Source organism: Streptococcus sp. STR1/CE/0325, assembly GCF_055386095.1.
In genome coordinates, this window is the sequence record NZ_AP045018.1 from 1149023 (window position 1) to 1167827 (window position 18805).

Consider the following 18805-nt stretch of genomic DNA (forward strand, 5'->3'; position numbering starts at 1 on the left):
ATAGTATTAACAAAAATAAAACGTTTTCAAAAGGAGGAACTCACATGAAAACATGGAAAAAAATGATGATCACGGCTGCTAGCCTTACGCTTGCTGGTAGTGTCTTAGCAGCTTGCAGCTCTGGTAAGGACAGCAAGTCAGCTGATACGGCTTCTGATAGCAAGACCATCAAGGTCTGGGTGCCAACCGACACCAAAACATCTTATCAAGACATCATCAAAAAATTTGAAAAAGAAAGTGGCTATAAGGTAGAAATCATCGAGTCCGTCAACGCTGATGCCCAAGAAAAGGTTAAAAAAGATCCAAGTGCCGCAGCTGATGTCTTTTCTCTTCCACATGACCAATTAGGACAGCTCGTGGAATCTGGTGTCATCCAAGAAATTCCTGAAAACTACACCAAGGAAATCGCTGATACCCAAACTGACCAAGCTATTGTCGGTGCCCAGTACAAGGGCAAGACCTACGCCTTTCCTTATGGCGTTGAGTCGCAAGTCCTCCTCTATAATAAAAACAAACTCACCCCTGAGGATGTGACCAACTACGAAACCATCACCACTAAAGCAACCTTTGGTGCGCCGTTTAAAGACATCAACTCTTACAGTGAAGGTCCTCTCTTCTTGTCTGTGGGAGATACCCTCTTTGGACCAAATGGTGAAGATCCAAAAGGCACCAACTGGGGCAATGAAGCAGGTGTGTCTGTTCTCAAATGGATTGCTGATCAAAAGAACAACAAAGGCTTTGTCAACTTAGATCCAAATAATGTCATGTCTAAATTCGCAGATGGCACTGTCGCTGCTATCGAAACAGGACCTTGGGATTACAAAAATGCTCAAAAAGCCATCGGTGCTGAAAATCTCGGTGTAGCTGTTTACCCAACGATTACCATCGGTGGCAATACTGTACAACAAAAAGCCTTTCTTGGGGTCAAACTCTACGCGGTCAACCAAGCTCCAGCTAAGGGCGACACCAAACGCATCGCAGCTAGCTACAAACTCGCTTCTTACCTCACCAACCAAGAAAGTCAAGAAAACCAATTCAAGACCAACTTTGTCGTACCATCCAACAAGACTGCCCAAGCTGCTGATAATGTCCAAGCAGACGAGCTAGCAAAAGCCGTAATCAAGATGGGTTCTTCAACAGAATACACCGTCGTTATGCCAAAACTCAGCCAAATGGGAACTTTCTGGAATGAATCCAAAGCCATCATGAGCGATACCTACAACGGCAAGATTAAAGAAAGTGACTACTTGGCTAAGTTGCAACAATTTGACAAGGACATCGCCAACGCTAAATAGAAGCGGGACAAATACTAGGTTTGACCAATCGACTCGATGAGTGGGTTGAGCCAGTGTTTCTCAAAAACACCTTTGTCCCAGACGATACCGCTAAAAAGAGGCTCGGATTCCACTATTTCCAGCCTCTTTCCCTTAAAATAAGGAGATTTTTATCATGAAACACCACGAGACGTCTCCCGTCCTAGAAGCCCTCAAAAAAGGAGGGCCAACCATCACCCCATCTCTTCTTATCATGGGTTGGGCAAATTTTTGCCACAAACAAATCATCAAAGGTAGTCTCTTTTTAATCAGTGAGATTCTCTTTCTCATCGCCTTTGTCACCCAGATTATCCCCGCTCTTTCTGGTCTTGTCACCCTTGGAACCAAGACACAGGGCATGTCCACACAGGTCATTGATGGGGTAAAAATTCAGGTGGCTGTCGAGGGAGATAATTCTATGTTGCTGCTCATCTTTGGGCTTGCTTCTCTTATCTTTTGTGCCTTTTTTGCCTATCTTTATTGGTGCAACCTCAAGAGTGCTAGCCATATTTATCAGCTAAAACAAAGAAATCAAGCCCTCCCAAGCTTCAAGGACGACTTGAGAACCTTGACCAATGAGCGTTTTCACATGACTTTGATGGGCATTCCCTTGCTTGGCATCGTCCTCTTTACGGTCTTGCCGCTCATTTACATGATTTGTATCGCTTTTACCAGCTTTGATCACAGTCATCTGCCACCCAAATCCCTCTTTCACTGGGTCGGCTTTGCCAACTTTGGTAGCCTCTTTAACGGCAGACTAGCCACCACCTTCTTTCCCGTCCTTTCTTGGACCTTGATTTGGGCAGTCTTTGCGACAGCGACTAACTTCTTCTTTGGCATTATCCTCGCCCTCATCATCAATACCAAGGGGCTACGTTTTAAAAAATTCTGGCGGACGGTCTTTGTCATCACGATTGCCGTGCCTCAGTTTATCTCTCTACTCATTATGAGAAACCTTCTCAATGATGCAGGACCGCTCAATACCATCTTAGAGCAACTCCACCTCATCAGCCAGCCCATCCCTTTCTTGTCTGATCCGATTTGGGCAAAGGTTTCTGTTATCCTCGTCAATATGTGGGTAGGGATCCCCTTTACCATGCTGATTGCCACCGGTATCATCCTCAATCTCCCTAGCGAGCAAATCGAGGCGGCTGAAATCGATGGGGCCAATAAATTCCAGATTTTCCGCTCCATCACCTTCCCACAAATTTTGATGGTTATGACCCCTTATCTGATTCAGCAATTCATCGGTAATATCAATAACTTCAACGTCATTTACCTCCTAACAGGTGGCGGTCCTGTTAACTCTAACTTCTATCAGGCTGGTAGCACAGACCTCTTGGTGACTTGGCTTTACAAACTCACCGTTTCAGCAGCTGACTATAACTTGGCTTCTGTTATTGGGATTATCATCTTTGTTCTTTCTGCAATCTTTAGCTTACTGGCTTATACCAGAACCAATGCTTATAAGGAAGGAGGCACTCGCTAATGCAACACCAAAAGAAACAAACCCTCAGCCTCACTTATCTCCTGCTGACCTTGCTATCCATCCTTTGGCTACTTCCTGTCGTCTGGGTGGTACTGACCAGTTTTCGCGGAGAAGGAACGGCTTTTGTGCCTTACTTTATCCCCAAAACATGGACGCTTGACAACTATATTCGACTCTTTACTAACCCGTCTTTTCCTTTTGGAAAATGGTTTTTAAACACCCTTTGGGTGGCAAGTGCGACCTGTGTCCTTTCGACCTTGATTACGGTAGCTATGGCTTACTCCCTCAGTCGGATTAAGTTTAAGTTTCGCAATCGCTTTTTAAAACTCGCTCTTGTCCTCAATATGTTTCCAGGCTTTATGAGCATGATTGCCATCTACTATATCTTAAAGGCCTTTAACCTCACTCAGACCCTAACTGCTCTCATCTTTGTGTACTCAGCTGGGGCTGCCCTTGGCTTTTACATCGCCAAAGGTTTCTTTGATACGGTGCCTTACTCGCTAGATGAGTCTGCTATGATTGATGGGGCGAGCCGCATGGATATTTTCTGGCACATCACCCTGCCTTTATCTCGTCCGATTATCGTCTATACTGCCCTAACCGCCTTTATCGGACCTTGGGTTGACTTTATCTTTGCCCAAGTCATCTTGGGAGATGCTACGTCCAAATACACGGTGGCTATTGGACTCTTTGCCATGTTGGTCCAAGATAAAATCAATACTTGGTTTACCACCTTTGCAGCTGGAGCAGTTCTCATTGCAATCCCGATTACGCTACTCTTTATCTTCATGCAGAAATACTACGTCGAAGGTATCACAGGCGGCTCTGTTAAATAGAAAGGAAGGACTATGACGACCTTAACTCTCAACCATATTCATAAAAAATACCCTAATACCACCCACTATGCTGTGGAAGATTTTAACCTTGACATCAAGGATAAGGAATTTATCGTCTTTGTTGGTCCATCAGGTTGTGGTAAATCCACAACACTGCGGATGATTGCAGGCTTAGAGGACATCACCGAAGGGGAGTTTTACATCGACGAGACGCTCATGAACGATGTCGCACCTAAAGACCGTGACATTGCTATGGTCTTTCAAAACTATGCCCTCTATCCCCACATGAGTGTCTATGACAACATGGCTTTTGGGCTAAAACTACGCAAATACAGCAAGGACGAGATTGACAAGCGGGTGCGTGAAGCCGCAGAAACGCTAGGATTGACTGAATTTCTAGACCGAAAACCAGCCGACCTCTCAGGCGGACAACGCCAAAGGGTCGCCATGGGGCGTGCTATCGTGCGTGATGCCAAGGTCTTTCTCATGGACGAGCCCCTCTCTAACCTTGATGCCAAACTTCGGGTGTCTATGCGGGCAGAGATTGCTAAAATTCACCAACGTCTGGGATCAACGACTATCTACGTCACCCACGACCAGACAGAAGCTATGACTCTGGCTGATCGCATCGTCATCATGAGTGCCACCAAAAATCCAGAAGGAACCGGCTCTATCGGACGCATCGAACAAATCGGCACCCCACAAGAACTCTATAACCAACCGGTCAACCAATTTGTCGCTGGCTTTATCGGTAGCCCAGCCATGAATTTCTTTAACGTACACGTGGAAAAAGACCAGCTGACCCTATCAGACGGCACCAAGCTCGCCCTCCCTGAAGGACAAAGCAAACGCTTAGAGCAAGCAGGTTATCTCAATAAAACCGTGGTACTAGGCATTAGACCAGAGGACATCTCTAGCCAGCTCATCGCCCAAGATACCTACCCCAATGCTACCCTCACTGCAACAGTGGTGGTGTCTGAGTTACTCGGTAGCGAAACCATGCTTTATGTCACCGCAGCTGGCACCGAATTTGCCGCCAGAGTGGACGCAAGAGACTTCCACCAACCGGGTGAAAAACTCCCACTCACCTTTAACCTCGCCAAAGCCCATTTCTTTGACAAGGAAAGCACCAAACGCATCAGTGACTAGGATAAAGAGGCAAGCAAGCTAACCAAACATAAAATGACCACTGGATTTGAAATCCAGTGGTCATTTTGTTAGAGATGCCGTTTATCGAATTCCCCATCTTCCCTTCTACGATAGACTAACTCAAAGATGGAAGGATCTTCAAAGAGCTTCCAGTCATCCCAAAAATTAGGCACCAAGGTCAGGTTATAAAGCTCATCTGGAGAGACCCAAAAAACACGTCCCTCACTAGAAGAGCGCACCTCTCCTGTAAACTGATTTGCCGTGTAGAAAAAAACCAAATAGCGTTCTTGGGTGTCTCGTGTTTCAAACTGCTTGATACCGACTAACCTAGGGTTTGCAATCACAAGACCTGTTTCTTCTTTCATCTCACGAATAACTGCATCATACAGGCTTTCTCCCTTTTCAACGTGCCCGCCTGGGAAAGTCACCCCAGGCCAAGACGGATCGCGTCGTTCAATGACTAAGACTCGCCCCTCTTCACTTGTCACTCGGCATAGGTTGGTTAAAATAACAGATTCTGAACGTGACATGGTTGTCTCCTTTGGGTTAGTTTATGAGTGCTTTCATATCTTATGGAATTGAGTTTCTTGCTCACATCTTCTGTTAATCTATACTCTTTAACTCTAAAATAATATCCCTAATCTCAGCGGCTTGTTCAAAGTCAAGGAGATCAGAAGCCTCTTGCATTTGTTTTTGGAGTTTCTTGATGAGGTCTTTTCGTTCTTGTTTATTAAGGCTAGCTGGATTGATAGTGTCTTGTTTCTCAGCTTCTTCTAGAGTGGTGACGGCGATGAGGTCACGGATTTCTTTTTTGATGGTTTGGGGAGTGATGCCGTGCTCCTCGTTATAAGCCATCTGGATAGCACGACGACGAGCCGTTTCATCTATCGCCTTTTGCATGGACTGGGTCATGGTGTCGGCATACATGATAACATGACCGTTGCTATTTCTTGCGGCACGACCAATGGTCTGAATGAGCCCACGCTCATTTCTAAGAAAACCTTCCTTATCCGCATCAAGGATGGCTACGAGGCTCACCTCTGGCACATCAATCCCCTCCCGAAGCAGGTTGATTCCGATAAGGACATCAAAGACACCGAGGCGAAGGTCACGGATAATCTCCGTCCGTTCTAGGGTCTTGATGTCACTGTGCATGTACTTGACCTTGACCCCCATTTCCTTGAGATAGTCGGTCAAATCTTCTGCCATACGCTTGGTCAGCGTGGTCACAAAGACACGTTCGCCTTTTTCAACACGGGCATTGATTTCACCCAAGAGGTCATCCATTTGCCCCATGGTTGGTCTGACCTCAACTTCTGGATCGAGCAAGCCTGTTGGACGAATAATCTGCTCGACAATAGTGTCGGTCTGCTCCAGCTCATAGTCACCCGGAGTGGCTGAAACGTACACAATTTGGTCCACATGCCCTTCAAATTCTTCCCGACGCAACGGGCGGTTATCCAGAGCCGATGGCAAGCGAAAACCATAATCCACCAACATCTGTTTTCTCGCTTTATCGCCATTATACATGCCCTTGATTTGCCCCATGGTCATGTGGCTTTCGTCCACCATGATGAGAAAATCCTCTGGGAAGAAATCTAACAAGGTATAAGGCGGCTCACCTTCGATACGTCCGTCCATATAACGCGAGTAGTTCTCCACCCCATTGGTGTAGCCCATCTCCTGCAACATCTCAATGTCGTAGTCAGTGCGTTGTTTGAGACGTTGGGCTTCTAGGAGCTTCCCTTCTGATTCAAAGAGTTTGAGCTGTTTGTCCAAGTCTGCCTTAATCTCATCAATCGCCTGCCCCAAGGTATTTTCCTGCGTCACAAAGTGGGTCACAGGGAAAATGGGCAAGTGGGTCACCTCACCCAAGACCTGACCTGTTAGAGCGTTAATCTCACGAATACGCTCAATCTCATCACCGAAAAATTCAATCCGAAAGGCATTTTCATCACGGCTGGCTGGAAAGATTTCCACCACATCGCCCCGCACACGAAAAGTTCCACGTTTAAAATCAATGTCGTTGCGATCAAACTGAATGCTGACTAGATTATTGAGCAAGTCGTCACGTGACATCTCAAGACCAGGGCGCAGACTAAGCACGTTGTCGCCATAGTTGTTGGGGTCCCCCAAACCGTAGATGGCAGAAACAGATGCCACTACAATGACATCGTTTCGCTCAAGAAGGGCGGCAGTTGCCGAATGTCTGAGGCGGTCGATTTCCTCATTGACCGAACTGTCTTTTTCGATATAGGTATCAGTAGATGGTACATAAGCTTCTGGTTGGTAAAAATCATAGTAGGAAACAAAATATTCCACCGCATTGTCTGGGAAAAATTCTTTAAATTCCCCATAAAGCTGCCCTGCAAGTGTTTTGTTATGGGCGATGACAAGAGTGGGTTTGTTGACGGCAGCGATGACCTGACTCATGGTATAGGTCTTTCCTGTTCCAGTCGCTCCGAGCAGGATTTGAGCTTTTTCTCCACCTTCGATATTTTCCACCAAGGTCTTGATGGCTTCTGGCTGATCTCCAGAAGGTTGATATTTGGATACTAATTTAAACTTGTTGTCCGTCACACGGTTAATCATGGCACTTCTCCTCTTTTTTCTTATTATATCATAATCAACCATAATTTTCTTTTGCTATATATGTTAGATAACCTAACACGGAAAGCAATTATCATTTGCCCTATGAAAGGATTTCTGATATAATGATAGTAATTTTAGAAAAAGGAGGGTAACATGAAGAAAAAAATCACAGCTCTTCTTCTGAGCGTTCTATCATGTTTCTTAATCTTCGGCACAAAAGCAAGTGCTGATACCATCAATATCGTATCGGACACGGCTTACGCCCCATTTGAATTTAAAGATTCAGATCAAGTTTATAAAGGAATTGACGTTGACATCATCAACGAAGTCGCAAAACGTGCTGGCTGGGATGTCAATATGACCTTCCCTGGCTTTGATGCCGCAGTCAATGCCGTTCAAGCTGGACAGGCCGATGCCCTTATGGCTGTAACAACTGTGACCGAAGCCCGTAAAAAAGTCTTCACTTTCTCTGACACTTATTATGACACGGCGGTTGTGCTTTACACCCGTAAAGATAAAAAAATCACCAGCTACAAAGATCTAAAAGGCAAAACCGTTGGGGTTAAAAACGGAACAGCCGCTCAAGCCTTTTTACAAAAACACCAAAAAGAATATGGCTACAAGATCAAAACCTTTGATACAGGAGATCTGATGAACAACAGTCTTGACTCTGGTTCTGTGGATGCCGCTATGGACGATGAGCCCGTGGTCAAATATGCTATCAGTCAAGGCAAAGACTATGCCATCAACATGGATGGAGAAAAAGTCGGCAGTTTCGCCTTTGCCGTTAAAAAAGGAGGAGCTTATGAGTCTTTGATTCCTGAGTTCAACAAGGCTTTTGCTGAGATGAAAGCAGACGGTACTTATCAACAAATCATGGATAAGTGGCTTGGCACGACTTCTAGCTCATCTAACTTTGACCTCAAACTCACTGGTGATGCGTCTGCAAAAGCAACCCCAGTCAAAGACAACTACACTATTGTTTCTGACTCATCCTTTGCACCTTTTGAATTCCAAGACGGTTCTGGCACTTATACTGGAATTGACATGGAGCTGATCAAGGCTATCGCTGATCAACAAGGTTTCAACCTCACTATTACCAATCCTGGCTTTGACGCTGCGCTTAACGCTGTGCAATCTAGCCAAGCAGACGGCGTCATCGCAGGAATGACCATCACCGATGCTCGTAAGAAAATCTTTGATTTCTCTGATGCCTACTACACGTCAAACATTATCCTTGCCACTAAAAAAGGCAGCAAAATCAAAGATTACTCTGACCTTAAAGGCAAAACAGTCGGCGCTAAAAATGGAACCTCATCTTATACCTTCTTAAAGGACAATCAAGATAAGTATGGCTACAAATTAAAAGCCTTTGACGATGGTTCGACCATGTATGATAGCTTAAACTCTGGTTCAGTAGATGCCATCATGGATGATGAAGCGGTGCTAAAATACGCCATCCAACAAGGCCGTCAATTTGAAACACCACTCAAAGGAGAAAAATCAGGTGACCTTGGCTTTGCCGTGAAAAAAGGCAGCAATCCTGAGTTGATCCAAATGTTCAACAATGGACTCGCAGCCCTCAAGGCTTCTGGTAAATATGATGAGATCATCAACAAATACCTCGCAACATCTGATAATACAGCGACAAGCTCAAACAGCAAGGAAGTGGATGAAACCACTATCGTTGGCTTGATTTCAAACAACTACAAGCAACTGCTCGCAGGACTTGGCACAACCCTTGGTCTAACGCTCCTCTCCTTTGCCATCGCTATGGTTATCGGGGTCATCTTTGGAATGATGAGTGTTGCGCCAAACAAAGCGCTTAGAACCATCGCTGCCATCTTTGTCGATGTCATCCGTGGTATTCCTCTCATGATTGTGGCTGCTTTCATTTTCTGGGGTATTCCAAACCTTATCGAATCACTAACAGGAAAACAAAGTCCAATCAACGACTTTGTCGCAGCAACCATTGCGCTTTCCCTCAACGGTGGTGCTTATATCGCTGAAATCGTGCGTGGAGGGATTGAAGCTGTGCCAGCTGGACAAATGGAAGCCAGCCGTAGTCTAGGTCTCTCGTATGGCACAACCATGCGCAAGGTTATCCTACCACAAGCGGTCAAACTCATGCTGCCAAGCTTTGTCAACCAGTTTGTCATCTCCCTTAAGGACACGACAATCGTCTCTGCGATTGGTCTGGTGGAACTCTTCCAAACTGGTAAAATCATCATCGCAAGAAACTATCAATCCTTTAGAATGTACGCTATTCTTGCTGTGATGTACTTGGTGATTATCACCCTACTCACCCGTCTAGCAAAACGCTTAGAAAAGAGGATTAACTAATGGCTGAATTAAAAATTGATGTCCAAGATTTGCACAAATCCTATGGTAAAAATGAAGTCTTAAAAGGCATTGATGCCAAGTTCTACGAAGGAGATGTGGTTTGTATCATCGGCCCATCTGGTTCTGGAAAATCAACTTTCCTACGTACCCTCAATCTCCTTGAAAGTATCACGAGTGGTAAAGTGACGATTGATGGCTTTGATCTGTCTGATCCAAAGACCAATATCGATAAGGCTAGGGAAAATATCGGCATGGTGTTCCAACATTTCAACCTCTTCCCTCACATGACGGTACTTGAAAACATCACCTTTGCTCCAACACAGCTAGATCGTGCTAGTCAAGAGGAAGCAGAAAAACACGCTATGGAACTTCTTGAAAAAGTCGGTCTAGCTGACAAACGTGATGCCCTTCCTGATAGTCTCTCTGGTGGGCAAAAACAACGGGTTGCCATCGCAAGGAGTCTTGCCATGAACCCAGACATCATGCTCTTTGACGAGCCAACATCTGCCCTTGACCCTGAGATGGTCGGTGATGTGTTGAACGTTATGCGAGACTTGGCAGAACAAGGCATGACCATGTTGATCGTGACCCACGAGATGGGATTTGCCAGACGTGTGGCCAACCGCGTCATCTTTACCGATGGTGGTGAGTTCCTTGAGGACGGCACACCAGAGGAGATTTTCGATCATCCTAAACACCCACGTCTCAAGGACTTCTTAGACAAGGTCTTAAATGCTTAATCAATGAAGCGGAATCCCGCTTCATTTTTTGCTATTCTGGTGACTTTTTGATAGGATAACATTATCAAAAGATAAGGAGACATCATTATGTTACAAGGTTTACCAGATATCTGGCAAGCACCAGAACAACTAGGCGGTACTTGGGGGAGCATCAATCAACCCACTGCTGGCGCTCGTTTTGAGAAAATCCTCCCACGAGGAAACAAGCCTTTGCAGCTTTATTCGCTAGGAACACCAAATGGCATCAAACCACTCATCCTACTTGAAGAATTAAAAGAACTGGGCATCACCCAAGCAGACTACGATCTTTTTAGAATCGACATTGGAGCTGGTGACCAATTTGGTTCTGACTTTGTCGCCATCAATCCCAACTCAAAAATTCCGGCACTTCTGGATCAATCAAGCGAGGATGAGCCCATCCGTGTGTTTGAGTCAGCATCAATCTTGCTCTACTTGGCAGAAAAATTTGATCACTTTTTACCAAAAGACGTGAGAACGCGTACGGAAACCCTCAACTGGCTCTTCTGGCAGACAGGTGCTGCGCCTCTTCTTGGTGGTGGATTTGGGCATTTCTTTCACTATGCACCAGAACGTATTGATTATGCGATTGACCGTTTTGCTATGGAAACCAAGCGCCAACTCGATCTCTTAGATAAGGAGCTTGAGACCAAGCCGTACATAGCTGGTGAGGACTATACCATTGCAGATATAGCGATTTGGTCTTGGTATGGCAGACTGGCTGAGGACAAGATTTGGGACAAGGCTGGTATCTTTTTAGATGTCAAGAGCTACTCTCATCTCCAAGACTGGACCAAGCGCATCGCAAAACGCCCTGCTGTCAAACGGGCCCTTGAAGTGCCTTATCAAGCCATCGACTAAAAACAAAACAGACACGAACTAAAGCTCGTGTCTGTTTTTGTCTTTAATTTTTCAAACGTTCAAAATGTTTCCAATAATACCGATGCATGAGATAAGTGCTCAAAAGAACTAGCAATAGCATAAAAATCGTAAGACCATAACCCCAGTAAACAGGAAGAGCTGAAACCAAGATAAAGCTCGCTACAATAATACCGATAATAACAAAGATAAAGAGAACCAAGGCTAGTTGACGCAAGACCATTGACGTTCCGCCACGGTTAAACAAATCATTGATATTGGTCCAATGAAGCATCAAGTTCTTCCTATCATAATCATAAGCTATCACGCTCCAAGCATAAGCGGACAGAAACCAAACGAAGCTGGTCAATAAGAAGAGGGGAAGACCGATACGTAGGACAAGTCCAAAAAGAATGGCAAAGATAGCATAGGGAATGATGGACTGAATGAGGAAGAGATACCAAAACTTGAGCTTGAGATAGTGGTTCATATCAAACGGTAGGGTCTTAAGGTATTCATAATTTTCTCGCTCCAGTGAAATTCCAATGTAGGTTAAGCTAAAAGAGAAAAGACCAATCGCATAAGCAATTAAAGCGAAAGGAAAACCATACCTCAAATTTAAAAAGTCTTGCCCGTGAAAATGACCGCCTGCTGAGTGAATTCCCATAAAGAAAGGAAAGAGGAAAAAGTAAGGCAGCAAACTCCCCACCAGAAGGGTCTGAACGAGGGAAGTTCCTTGAGAAATCAAACCAATCTGATATTGATAGACAAAACGTTTAAAGGAAGCTCCCTTATCCAAGCTAAAGCGTGATTTAGTTCGTTTTTGTTGCACGGCAGAGCCAGTTGACACCGCTGCTTGATAAAACTGTGGCACCACTTGCTTTTTGACAAAAACAAGCAACAAAACAAAAACCAATCCCCAAACAACCAGTCCAATCAGACCATTGAGTGACAAGGGGTTCAAGGTCAGATCATATAGCCACTCCAGTGGTTTAAAGTACAAAGGCTGATCTTTTATCGGACCGTCTAGCTGTTTTATAGCGTTACTATTTTGCACATTGATCCAAAGAATAGCCCCAATCCCTAAAAGCATGGCAAAGCCTAACAAAAAATTAGAAAAGAAGGTCTTGTATTTGCGAAAGACACTGGTCTTGGTCACCAAGTGAACCCCAATCAAAAGGGAAAGCGCAAAGACACCAAGGAGCAAGAGCAAGGACAAAATAGCAGCCAAAATACCAAGAACCGGCGTATTGGGACTACGCAAGCCCAAAATGATAAAGTAGGTCATGACCGGAAAAAGCCCGATACTCAAGGTCAGCGCCACTGAAAAGCCTTTAGCTAGCATAATCTCTGATTCCTTAAAGGCATAAGGGCGGTAACTTTCAAGATCCTTACTCTCATAAAAAACGTTAAAGAGGGCCATGAAACCTTGGGAAAACATATAGACAAGAAAGACCAAAACAGTATTGGTAAAATAACCCGGCATCCGCTCAATCGGGATGAAAACTCCCTGCATTCCAAATAGGATAATATAGAGTACCCCAACCGATAAATAGGTTCTTAAGATTTTTTTAGACACGCCTGATGGTTTATTGGGATTTTGCTTTTGGCGTTTGCGAAAGCGATTTATCTGATCAGGGGTCTGCGTTTGCAAGAGGTTGATGTCAACTAATTTTTTAATCACCTTCCATCTCATGTTCAAGCTCCTCCTTTCGACCAGCCATGTCCAGATAGATGCTCTCTAGGCTCTTTTCTGGGTGTTTATCTTTTAACTCCGCAATCGTGCCGTAAAAGATGAGTTCGCCTTTTTTCAAAATGGCCAAACGATCACACAACTGCTCTGCTACTTCCAATACATGGGTTGAAAAGAGAACGGTTTTGCCTTTCTCAGCATGTTTTTTCATCATTTGTTTCAAGTCAAAAGCAGCCTGTGGATCTAGTCCTGTCAAGGGTTCGTCCAAGACCCAGATGTCTGGATCAGATAAAAGGGCTCCGATGACAAACACTTTTTGTCGCATCCCATGAGAAAAGGACTCAATCACCTCATAGCGATGCTCACTAAAATCAAAAATCTCTAGCAACTCCTTGAGGCGTGCCTCATACTGAGTCTGCTTCATATCATAGGAAATCGCCACCAACTCCCAGAACTCCTCGGCACTCAAACGTAAGAATAAGTCAGGTGAGTCTGCCACATAGCCGGTCTTACACTTGATCGCCAAACGGTTCTTTTCCAAATCCAAACCATCTACTGCGATCTGTCCTGCAGTCGGATTGATAATGCTGACCAAAGACTTGATGGTCGTTGATTTTCCTGCACCATTATGACCGATTAAACCAACAATCTCCCCATCTTCAATAGTCAAATTCAAATCTTTCAAGGCAACTTTTTCCTCATAGACCTTGCTCACACCTTTAAACTCAATCATAGACGTTTCCTCCTTGTTTTAAGATTATCATACACCTTTTCTAAGCGGATTGCAAGCGTTTTTTTCATTCTATCCAACAATAAAAATCAGCCTCATTGCAACCCCTATAACGCAGAAAATCCGAGGACCTAGATTTACGTCCAAACCCTCGGAAAAACCCTTTATTTCAAGCCATTTCTACACTTTCAATTCTGTGCTTTAGTCAACAGAACCGCGCACTCCACGTGTGGTGATAGGATTTACCTATATTATGGAACGAAACGGAGAGGTTTAAGGCTAGGATTAAATTATGGAACGAAATTTATTACAAAACTGTCTAATAGCTGTGATAATTCAAATATCCAGGAGCCTTTTGGTAGCTTTATTAAATTCATTAAATAGCTTTATCATAATTTTATCTATAACTATCAATATGTAGAACCAAATAAAATAGTTAGAATCCCCAAATTCTTTATTTTCTAATTCTTGTAACTTAGGCAAATTACGTTGATATGATAGTGTATTATGAGCCAATCGATTTCTATGTCGGTATAACTTATCGTATGCTTTCTGCCCTTCACTCTCCAATAAATTGTAACCTGTTCCCTTTCTAGCAATGCACTTATATCCAATTTTATTCTTTATATTACCCTTGAATTCTATAAAAGCATTACCATTCCAATATTGGATATTACTTTCATCGAAAATTTTACATACAATATCTTTAGCTTCCTCGACTATTACCTTTCTGTCAGATTCAGAAAATTCATCCCTATCCAGTAGAATCATTAATTTCTGATATATGGATTTCTTAGAGTCATATGTCGAAAAACCTTGTGTGGCATAATCTCTTAAAAAATCTCTTCTGAACTCAAAATCCTCAGTAGCCATTTCCCAAACAATACATTTAAATTTTTGTTCTTGAAAACCTGTCATTTGTAAAAAAATTGTCTTTAGCAAGTACTCATTTAAAGGATAAGTTTCGATTCCTGTATTTATAGAACTAATTGCAGAAAGTGCTTCCATCATTACAGATTCAATAGGACTGTTAATAAAATCTTCATGTTTGGTCATAGCCCATACTCCCTATAAATTTCAATTGATTTCTCAACTCTCTCACGTAAATATTTCAATGCAGATGGGTTCTTTTGGTGATAGCTGTTATATTCTGCTTTTGAAAATTCATATGTTGGAATACCATATTTATCAAGATATGGAGCTTTATATTCAGAAATTTGTTCATTTATTTTCTTTATAATACTCGACCAGTTTTGTGAACCAATAACCTTTTTTTCAAATATTATTAAATAAATTAAACCAAAGTAATACATATCACAATCAATAATAGACTCAAATGTTGTTTTGCTTAATGGTGAATTACTAATTATTTCCCACAAATTTTGATAGTATCTTGAATGAGGTAGTTCACCAGAGGGTAGCTGTTCATTACTTTCAAACAACTCCTCATAACTAATATAAATTTCAATTGTGTTATCATTTTTATCACCAATTATAAAATTTATATAATTTTCATAGTACTCCTCTAGTTTTTCTTTTTTTCCACCAAAACCACTACATAAATTTTGGGCACTATTATTTTTTTTATATTCTGATAAAATTGATAAATATCTTATAAAGTCAATAGATAGGTCACCTTCAATTAGTTTGATAAATTCAGGCTTAAAGAAATCAGTTTTACTATCATCTAAATAGTAGAGTGCCTCTCTACTTTCTTGACCAGTCAAAACCATCCCCTGTCTATTAATATTTCTAAAAACGGAAGAATAGTATCTTTGCTGATCCCCTCTTTGACTATTATTAGGTACTAGATACGAGAATCCTAAAAAAGTATTCTTCAAAAAATGAGGGTCAATTTCATCATCATTATTCAACGCTTTGAAAGATTTATCCTTTTCTAGATTTGATTTTATCTTTGAGATCGTTAAATTATCTTCTTTAAGTAAGTCATTAAACGACCAGTTAATTACATCTGTGAAGGAATCAGTGTCATCTGCAAAATCGTCATTTTCATCAATGTATTTTCTGACTTTATTTTTTGAATGCATTTTATAGGTTTCACGATCTGGAAAAAATCCTAACACTGACAATAAAATGCTTGTTAGTCTTTGTTGTCCATCAATTAGAAGATTTTCTTTCACACCATTTTTAGTAAATGAACCAATAGTTACAGGTGGAACAAATTCCTTATTTTTAAGTGAAGCAATTAATTTCTTTCTTTTAGCCTCGTCCCACGAAAAATTTCTTTGATATTCGGGTAGAATAATATTTTTAGAAAGAATCAATTCAATCCAATAGTCCAAAGAGTACTCTCCATAATATACTTTATTCTCCATAACATTACATCCTCTTATTTTTCAATCACCTAATGGTGTCTATTTAGTTCTTATTATACCATGAAACAACGCAAAAAACCGCAACCTTTCGGTCACAGTCACTTACAAATCTACCTCAGTCCCCTCTAAATATCTGACAGTTATCTGCCCATCCTCCGCAATTGTTATGCTGTCCACCACCTGACACATCTCATACGAATCGAATTCCCAGTAAGGCTTGTTTATCATTTCAGCCAACTTCGTACAATAATGCTTTTCTAGCGGACGATTTTCTTCTAGAATCTTATTCCACTTCCCATGCAATAGATCCACGTTCTCACTCAATAGTTCTACAGCCATTACTACGGCTTTCTCTAGCGTTTCTTCATCAATATGGTTATTCTGACAGCCAATCTGTCCTTTGACCCTATAACGATTGTTACACTGCCAAACTTTACGTTTACCTCGACTGGTCGTCCAGTTCTTTCGACCAAAGGCCGAACCACATTCTGCACAGAACACCTTAGTTGTAAAAGGGTTATCATCATTTTGCATGATATAGGACTTGTGCTGGTGCTCCTCTCGGTAGGCTTTCCTCCTTTCCAATTCCATCTGTACCAATTCCCAAGTGTTTTTGTCGATAATAGCTTCATGGCTATTTTCTACATAGTATTGGTTAACTTGACCGTCATTTTGAACTCGTTTCTTAGTCAGAAAATCAACGGTAAAAGTCTTTTGCAATAAGGCATCACCCTTGTACTTTTCATTTTGAAGCATTTTCTGTATAGCACTTGGATACCAATTTGCCTTTCCAGTCCAACCAGGTATTTCATTGTCATTCAAATACTTAGCTATTGACTCTGGACTATACCCCTCCAAGAATTTTTCGTATATGAATTTAACCGTTTCAGCTTGCTGAGGGTTAATGATAAGCCTACCATTCTCATCCTTGTCATAACCCATGAACTTAGTGGTATTCACGCGCACCTCACCACGTTCAAACTTCTTACGAATTCCCCACGTCGCATTCTCCGAAATGGAACGTGACTCATCCTGTGCCAAGGAAGAAAGGATGGTCAGGAGAACTTCACCTTTGGAATCTAGGCTGTCAATATTCTCCTTCTCAAAAGTCACACCAACACCCAGTTCTTTCAGCTCTCGGACGTACTTGATGCAATCAAGGGTATTTCTGGCAAATCGACTGATTGACTTGACCAAAATCCTATCCACCTTACCAGCCCTACAATCTTGTATCAAGCGGTTAAAGGCATCACGTTTTTTGGTATTGGTTGCTGAGATGCCCTCATCCGCATAGATGTCAACTAAGTCATAGTCCTCGTGTTTGGAGATATACTCTCGGTAATAATTGACTTGATTTTCATAACTTGATAGCTGTTCTTCTTGGTCGGTGGACACTCGACAATATGCGGCTACCTTGATTTTCTTCCTGACCTGATGAAGAACGCTGGTCTGCACTTTCTTGGCCGGAATAACTGTAATACTTTTCCCCATTTCCATCCCTTTCTATTACTGTAACTGGTGAGGTTATCTCCCAATTTGAAATATCTGCTTCTGGCACTCGCATCCCCTGACAAGCTACTTTTCCCTCTTTAATGTATTTGGAACAGCACCAAACAATTTTTTTCTTATATGAAACCTGTCTCTTTAAAGTCGAGCCACAATGCTGACACTTTAACAAACCTGTAAATTTATAGATTTTGTTTCTACCTTGTTGCCATCTTCTACTATTTAATTTTTCCTGAACTGCTTGCCAGTCTCCTTTTGAAATAATAGCTTCATGGTTATCTTCTATCAAGTATTGTTCAAGTTCTCCTTGGTTCAATTTTTTAGGACCATTCACACCATCATGATAATACTTCTGCAGTAAGACTGAACCTTTGTATTTTTCATTGCTTAACATTTGACGGATTGTGGTATCATGCCATTTAGCACCTGTAACAGTCGAAACTCCCTTTTCATTTAACTGTTTGGCAATACGATGTGTACCATTTCCTGCAAGGTATAATGAGAATATCTCTTTAACTATTGAGGCTTCTTCTGGATTAATGATCAACTCACCATTTTCGTCTACATCGTATCCTAAGAATCGCTTGGTGTTAATGACCGGCTCTCCTCGCTGGAATTTCTTTTGAAACGCCCATCGTTGATTGCCACTCATACTCCTCAATTCGTCCTCTGCGATACTCGCCAATACCGAAAGCATCACTTCCCCCTCACTTGAAAGGGTATGAATGTTTTGTTCCTCGAAGAATATGTCTACTCCAATCGCCTTCAGTTCACGACTAATTTCAAGAACTGTAACCGTGTTTCTGGCAAAGCGGGCAATTGACTTGGTATGAATAACATCAATCATACCTTTACGACAATCTTCAATCATTGCTTGAAAATCTGGACGCTTATCTTTAGAGCCTGATATGCCTTTGTCGAAATATACACCCTTGAAATCTGTATCATCTCTATTAGAATACAGGTTTTCAAAATACTGTTTCTGATTTTCTAACGATTCTAACTGACTTCCATTAGTCGTGGAAACTCGAATGTAGGCACAGACCCTCTTCTTATGTTTTTGTTTATTAACTCTAATCTTCTTTACGGACATTTACTCTCCTTCCTATGTAATGGCACACTATATATCACTCAAAAGGGAATATTAGTCAAGTTATCAGACCAACTATTTTGACCTGATTGATTTATGCCATAGTTCATGG

Annotated in this window: 15 protein-coding genes; 7 read left to right on the top strand and 8 right to left on the bottom strand. The window is 42.2% G+C overall.

The genetic code is table 11. From position 1 onward, the window contains the following. Nucleotides 1-44 precede the first annotated feature (44 nt). The 4 genes from ACZ49W_RS05655 to ACZ49W_RS05670 all read left to right on the top strand — a co-directional run bounded on the left by ACZ49W_RS05655 (nt 45) and on the right by ACZ49W_RS05670 (nt 4787). Nucleotides 45-1295 (top strand): extracellular solute-binding protein, encoded by a 1251-nt coding sequence (locus tag ACZ49W_RS05655; RefSeq protein ID WP_464814350.1) that lies wholly within the window; start codon nt 45-47, stop codon nt 1293-1295. Nucleotides 1296-1449: 154 nt separating this feature from the next. Then, on the top strand, nt 1450-2802 hold the full coding sequence (locus ACZ49W_RS05660; protein ID WP_464814351.1) for a carbohydrate ABC transporter permease: 1353 nt from the start codon (nt 1450-1452) through the stop codon (nt 2800-2802). Further along, the gene (locus ACZ49W_RS05665) at nt 2802-3638 is read left to right on the top strand and encodes a sugar ABC transporter permease (protein WP_464814352.1); all 837 of its coding nucleotides are present in this window, start codon (nt 2802-2804) and stop codon (nt 3636-3638) included. Before ACZ49W_RS05660 ends, ACZ49W_RS05665 begins: the two co-directional genes overlap by 1 nt. A 12-nt stretch (nt 3639-3650) precedes the next feature. Beyond that, entirely contained in the window at nt 3651-4787 is a 1137-nt protein-coding gene (locus tag ACZ49W_RS05670; RefSeq protein ID WP_464814353.1) for an ABC transporter ATP-binding protein, read from the top strand. Between the two features lie 68 nt (nt 4788-4855). Here the strand turns inward: ACZ49W_RS05670 and ACZ49W_RS05675 are convergent, their stop codons facing one another. After that, nucleotides 4856-5317 (bottom strand): 8-oxo-dGTP diphosphatase, encoded by a 462-nt coding sequence (locus tag ACZ49W_RS05675; RefSeq protein WP_464814354.1) that lies wholly within the window; start codon nt 5315-5317, stop codon nt 4856-4858. 73 nt (nt 5318-5390) lie between these two features. Then, nucleotides 5391-7379 carry an excinuclease ABC subunit UvrB gene (gene uvrB / locus ACZ49W_RS05680; protein WP_464814355.1) on the bottom strand — a complete coding sequence of 663 codons (1989 nt, stop codon included), beginning with the start codon at nt 7377-7379 and terminating at the stop codon, nt 5391-5393. 153 nt (nt 7380-7532) lie between these two features. Between uvrB and ACZ49W_RS05685 the strand changes: the two genes are divergently transcribed. The 3 genes from ACZ49W_RS05685 (at nt 7533) to yghU (ending at nt 11341) form a co-directional block, all read left to right on the top strand. Continuing rightward, a complete protein-coding gene (locus tag ACZ49W_RS05685) occupies nt 7533-9722 on the top strand; it encodes an ABC transporter substrate-binding protein/permease (RefSeq protein ID WP_464814356.1) in 2190 nt (729 codons plus the stop codon). After that, on the top strand, nt 9722-10462 hold the full coding sequence (locus tag ACZ49W_RS05690) for an amino acid ABC transporter ATP-binding protein (protein ID WP_464814357.1): 741 nt from the start codon (nt 9722-9724) through the stop codon (nt 10460-10462). Before ACZ49W_RS05685 ends, ACZ49W_RS05690 begins: the two co-directional genes overlap by 1 nt. A gap of 87 nt (nt 10463-10549) precedes the next feature. Further along, nucleotides 10550-11341 (top strand): glutathione-dependent disulfide-bond oxidoreductase, encoded by a 792-nt coding sequence (yghU, locus tag ACZ49W_RS05695; protein WP_464814358.1) that lies wholly within the window; start codon nt 10550-10552, stop codon nt 11339-11341. Nucleotides 11342-11384: 43 nt separating this feature from the next. Here the strand turns inward: yghU and ACZ49W_RS05700 are convergent, their stop codons facing one another. From ACZ49W_RS05700 to ACZ49W_RS05725, 6 genes are all read right to left on the bottom strand, one after another. Continuing rightward, nucleotides 11385-13034, bottom strand: a complete 1650-nt coding sequence (locus ACZ49W_RS05700) for a hypothetical protein (RefSeq protein WP_464814359.1) — start codon at nt 13032-13034, stop codon at nt 11385-11387. Further along, entirely contained in the window at nt 13015-13764 is a 750-nt protein-coding gene (locus ACZ49W_RS05705) for an ABC transporter ATP-binding protein (RefSeq protein ID WP_464814360.1), read from the bottom strand. Before ACZ49W_RS05705 ends, ACZ49W_RS05700 begins: the two co-directional genes overlap by 20 nt. Nucleotides 13765-14097: 333 nt before the next feature. Beyond that, on the bottom strand, nt 14098-14817 hold the full coding sequence (locus tag ACZ49W_RS05710; protein WP_464814361.1) for a hypothetical protein: 720 nt from the start codon (nt 14815-14817) through the stop codon (nt 14098-14100). Further along, complete coding sequence (locus tag ACZ49W_RS05715) at nt 14814-16097, bottom strand: GmrSD restriction endonuclease domain-containing protein (protein WP_464814362.1); 1284 nt, start codon at nt 16095-16097, stop codon at nt 14814-14816. Before ACZ49W_RS05715 ends, ACZ49W_RS05710 begins: the two co-directional genes overlap by 4 nt. Before the next feature lie 102 nt (nt 16098-16199). Next, nucleotides 16200-17552, bottom strand: a complete 1353-nt coding sequence (locus ACZ49W_RS05720; protein WP_464814967.1) for a recombinase family protein — start codon at nt 17550-17552, stop codon at nt 16200-16202. Further along, a complete protein-coding gene (locus ACZ49W_RS05725; RefSeq protein WP_464814363.1) occupies nt 17455-18696 on the bottom strand; it encodes a recombinase family protein in 1242 nt (413 codons plus the stop codon). Before ACZ49W_RS05725 ends, ACZ49W_RS05720 begins: the two co-directional genes overlap by 98 nt. Between the last annotated feature and the right edge of the window lie 109 nt (nt 18697-18805).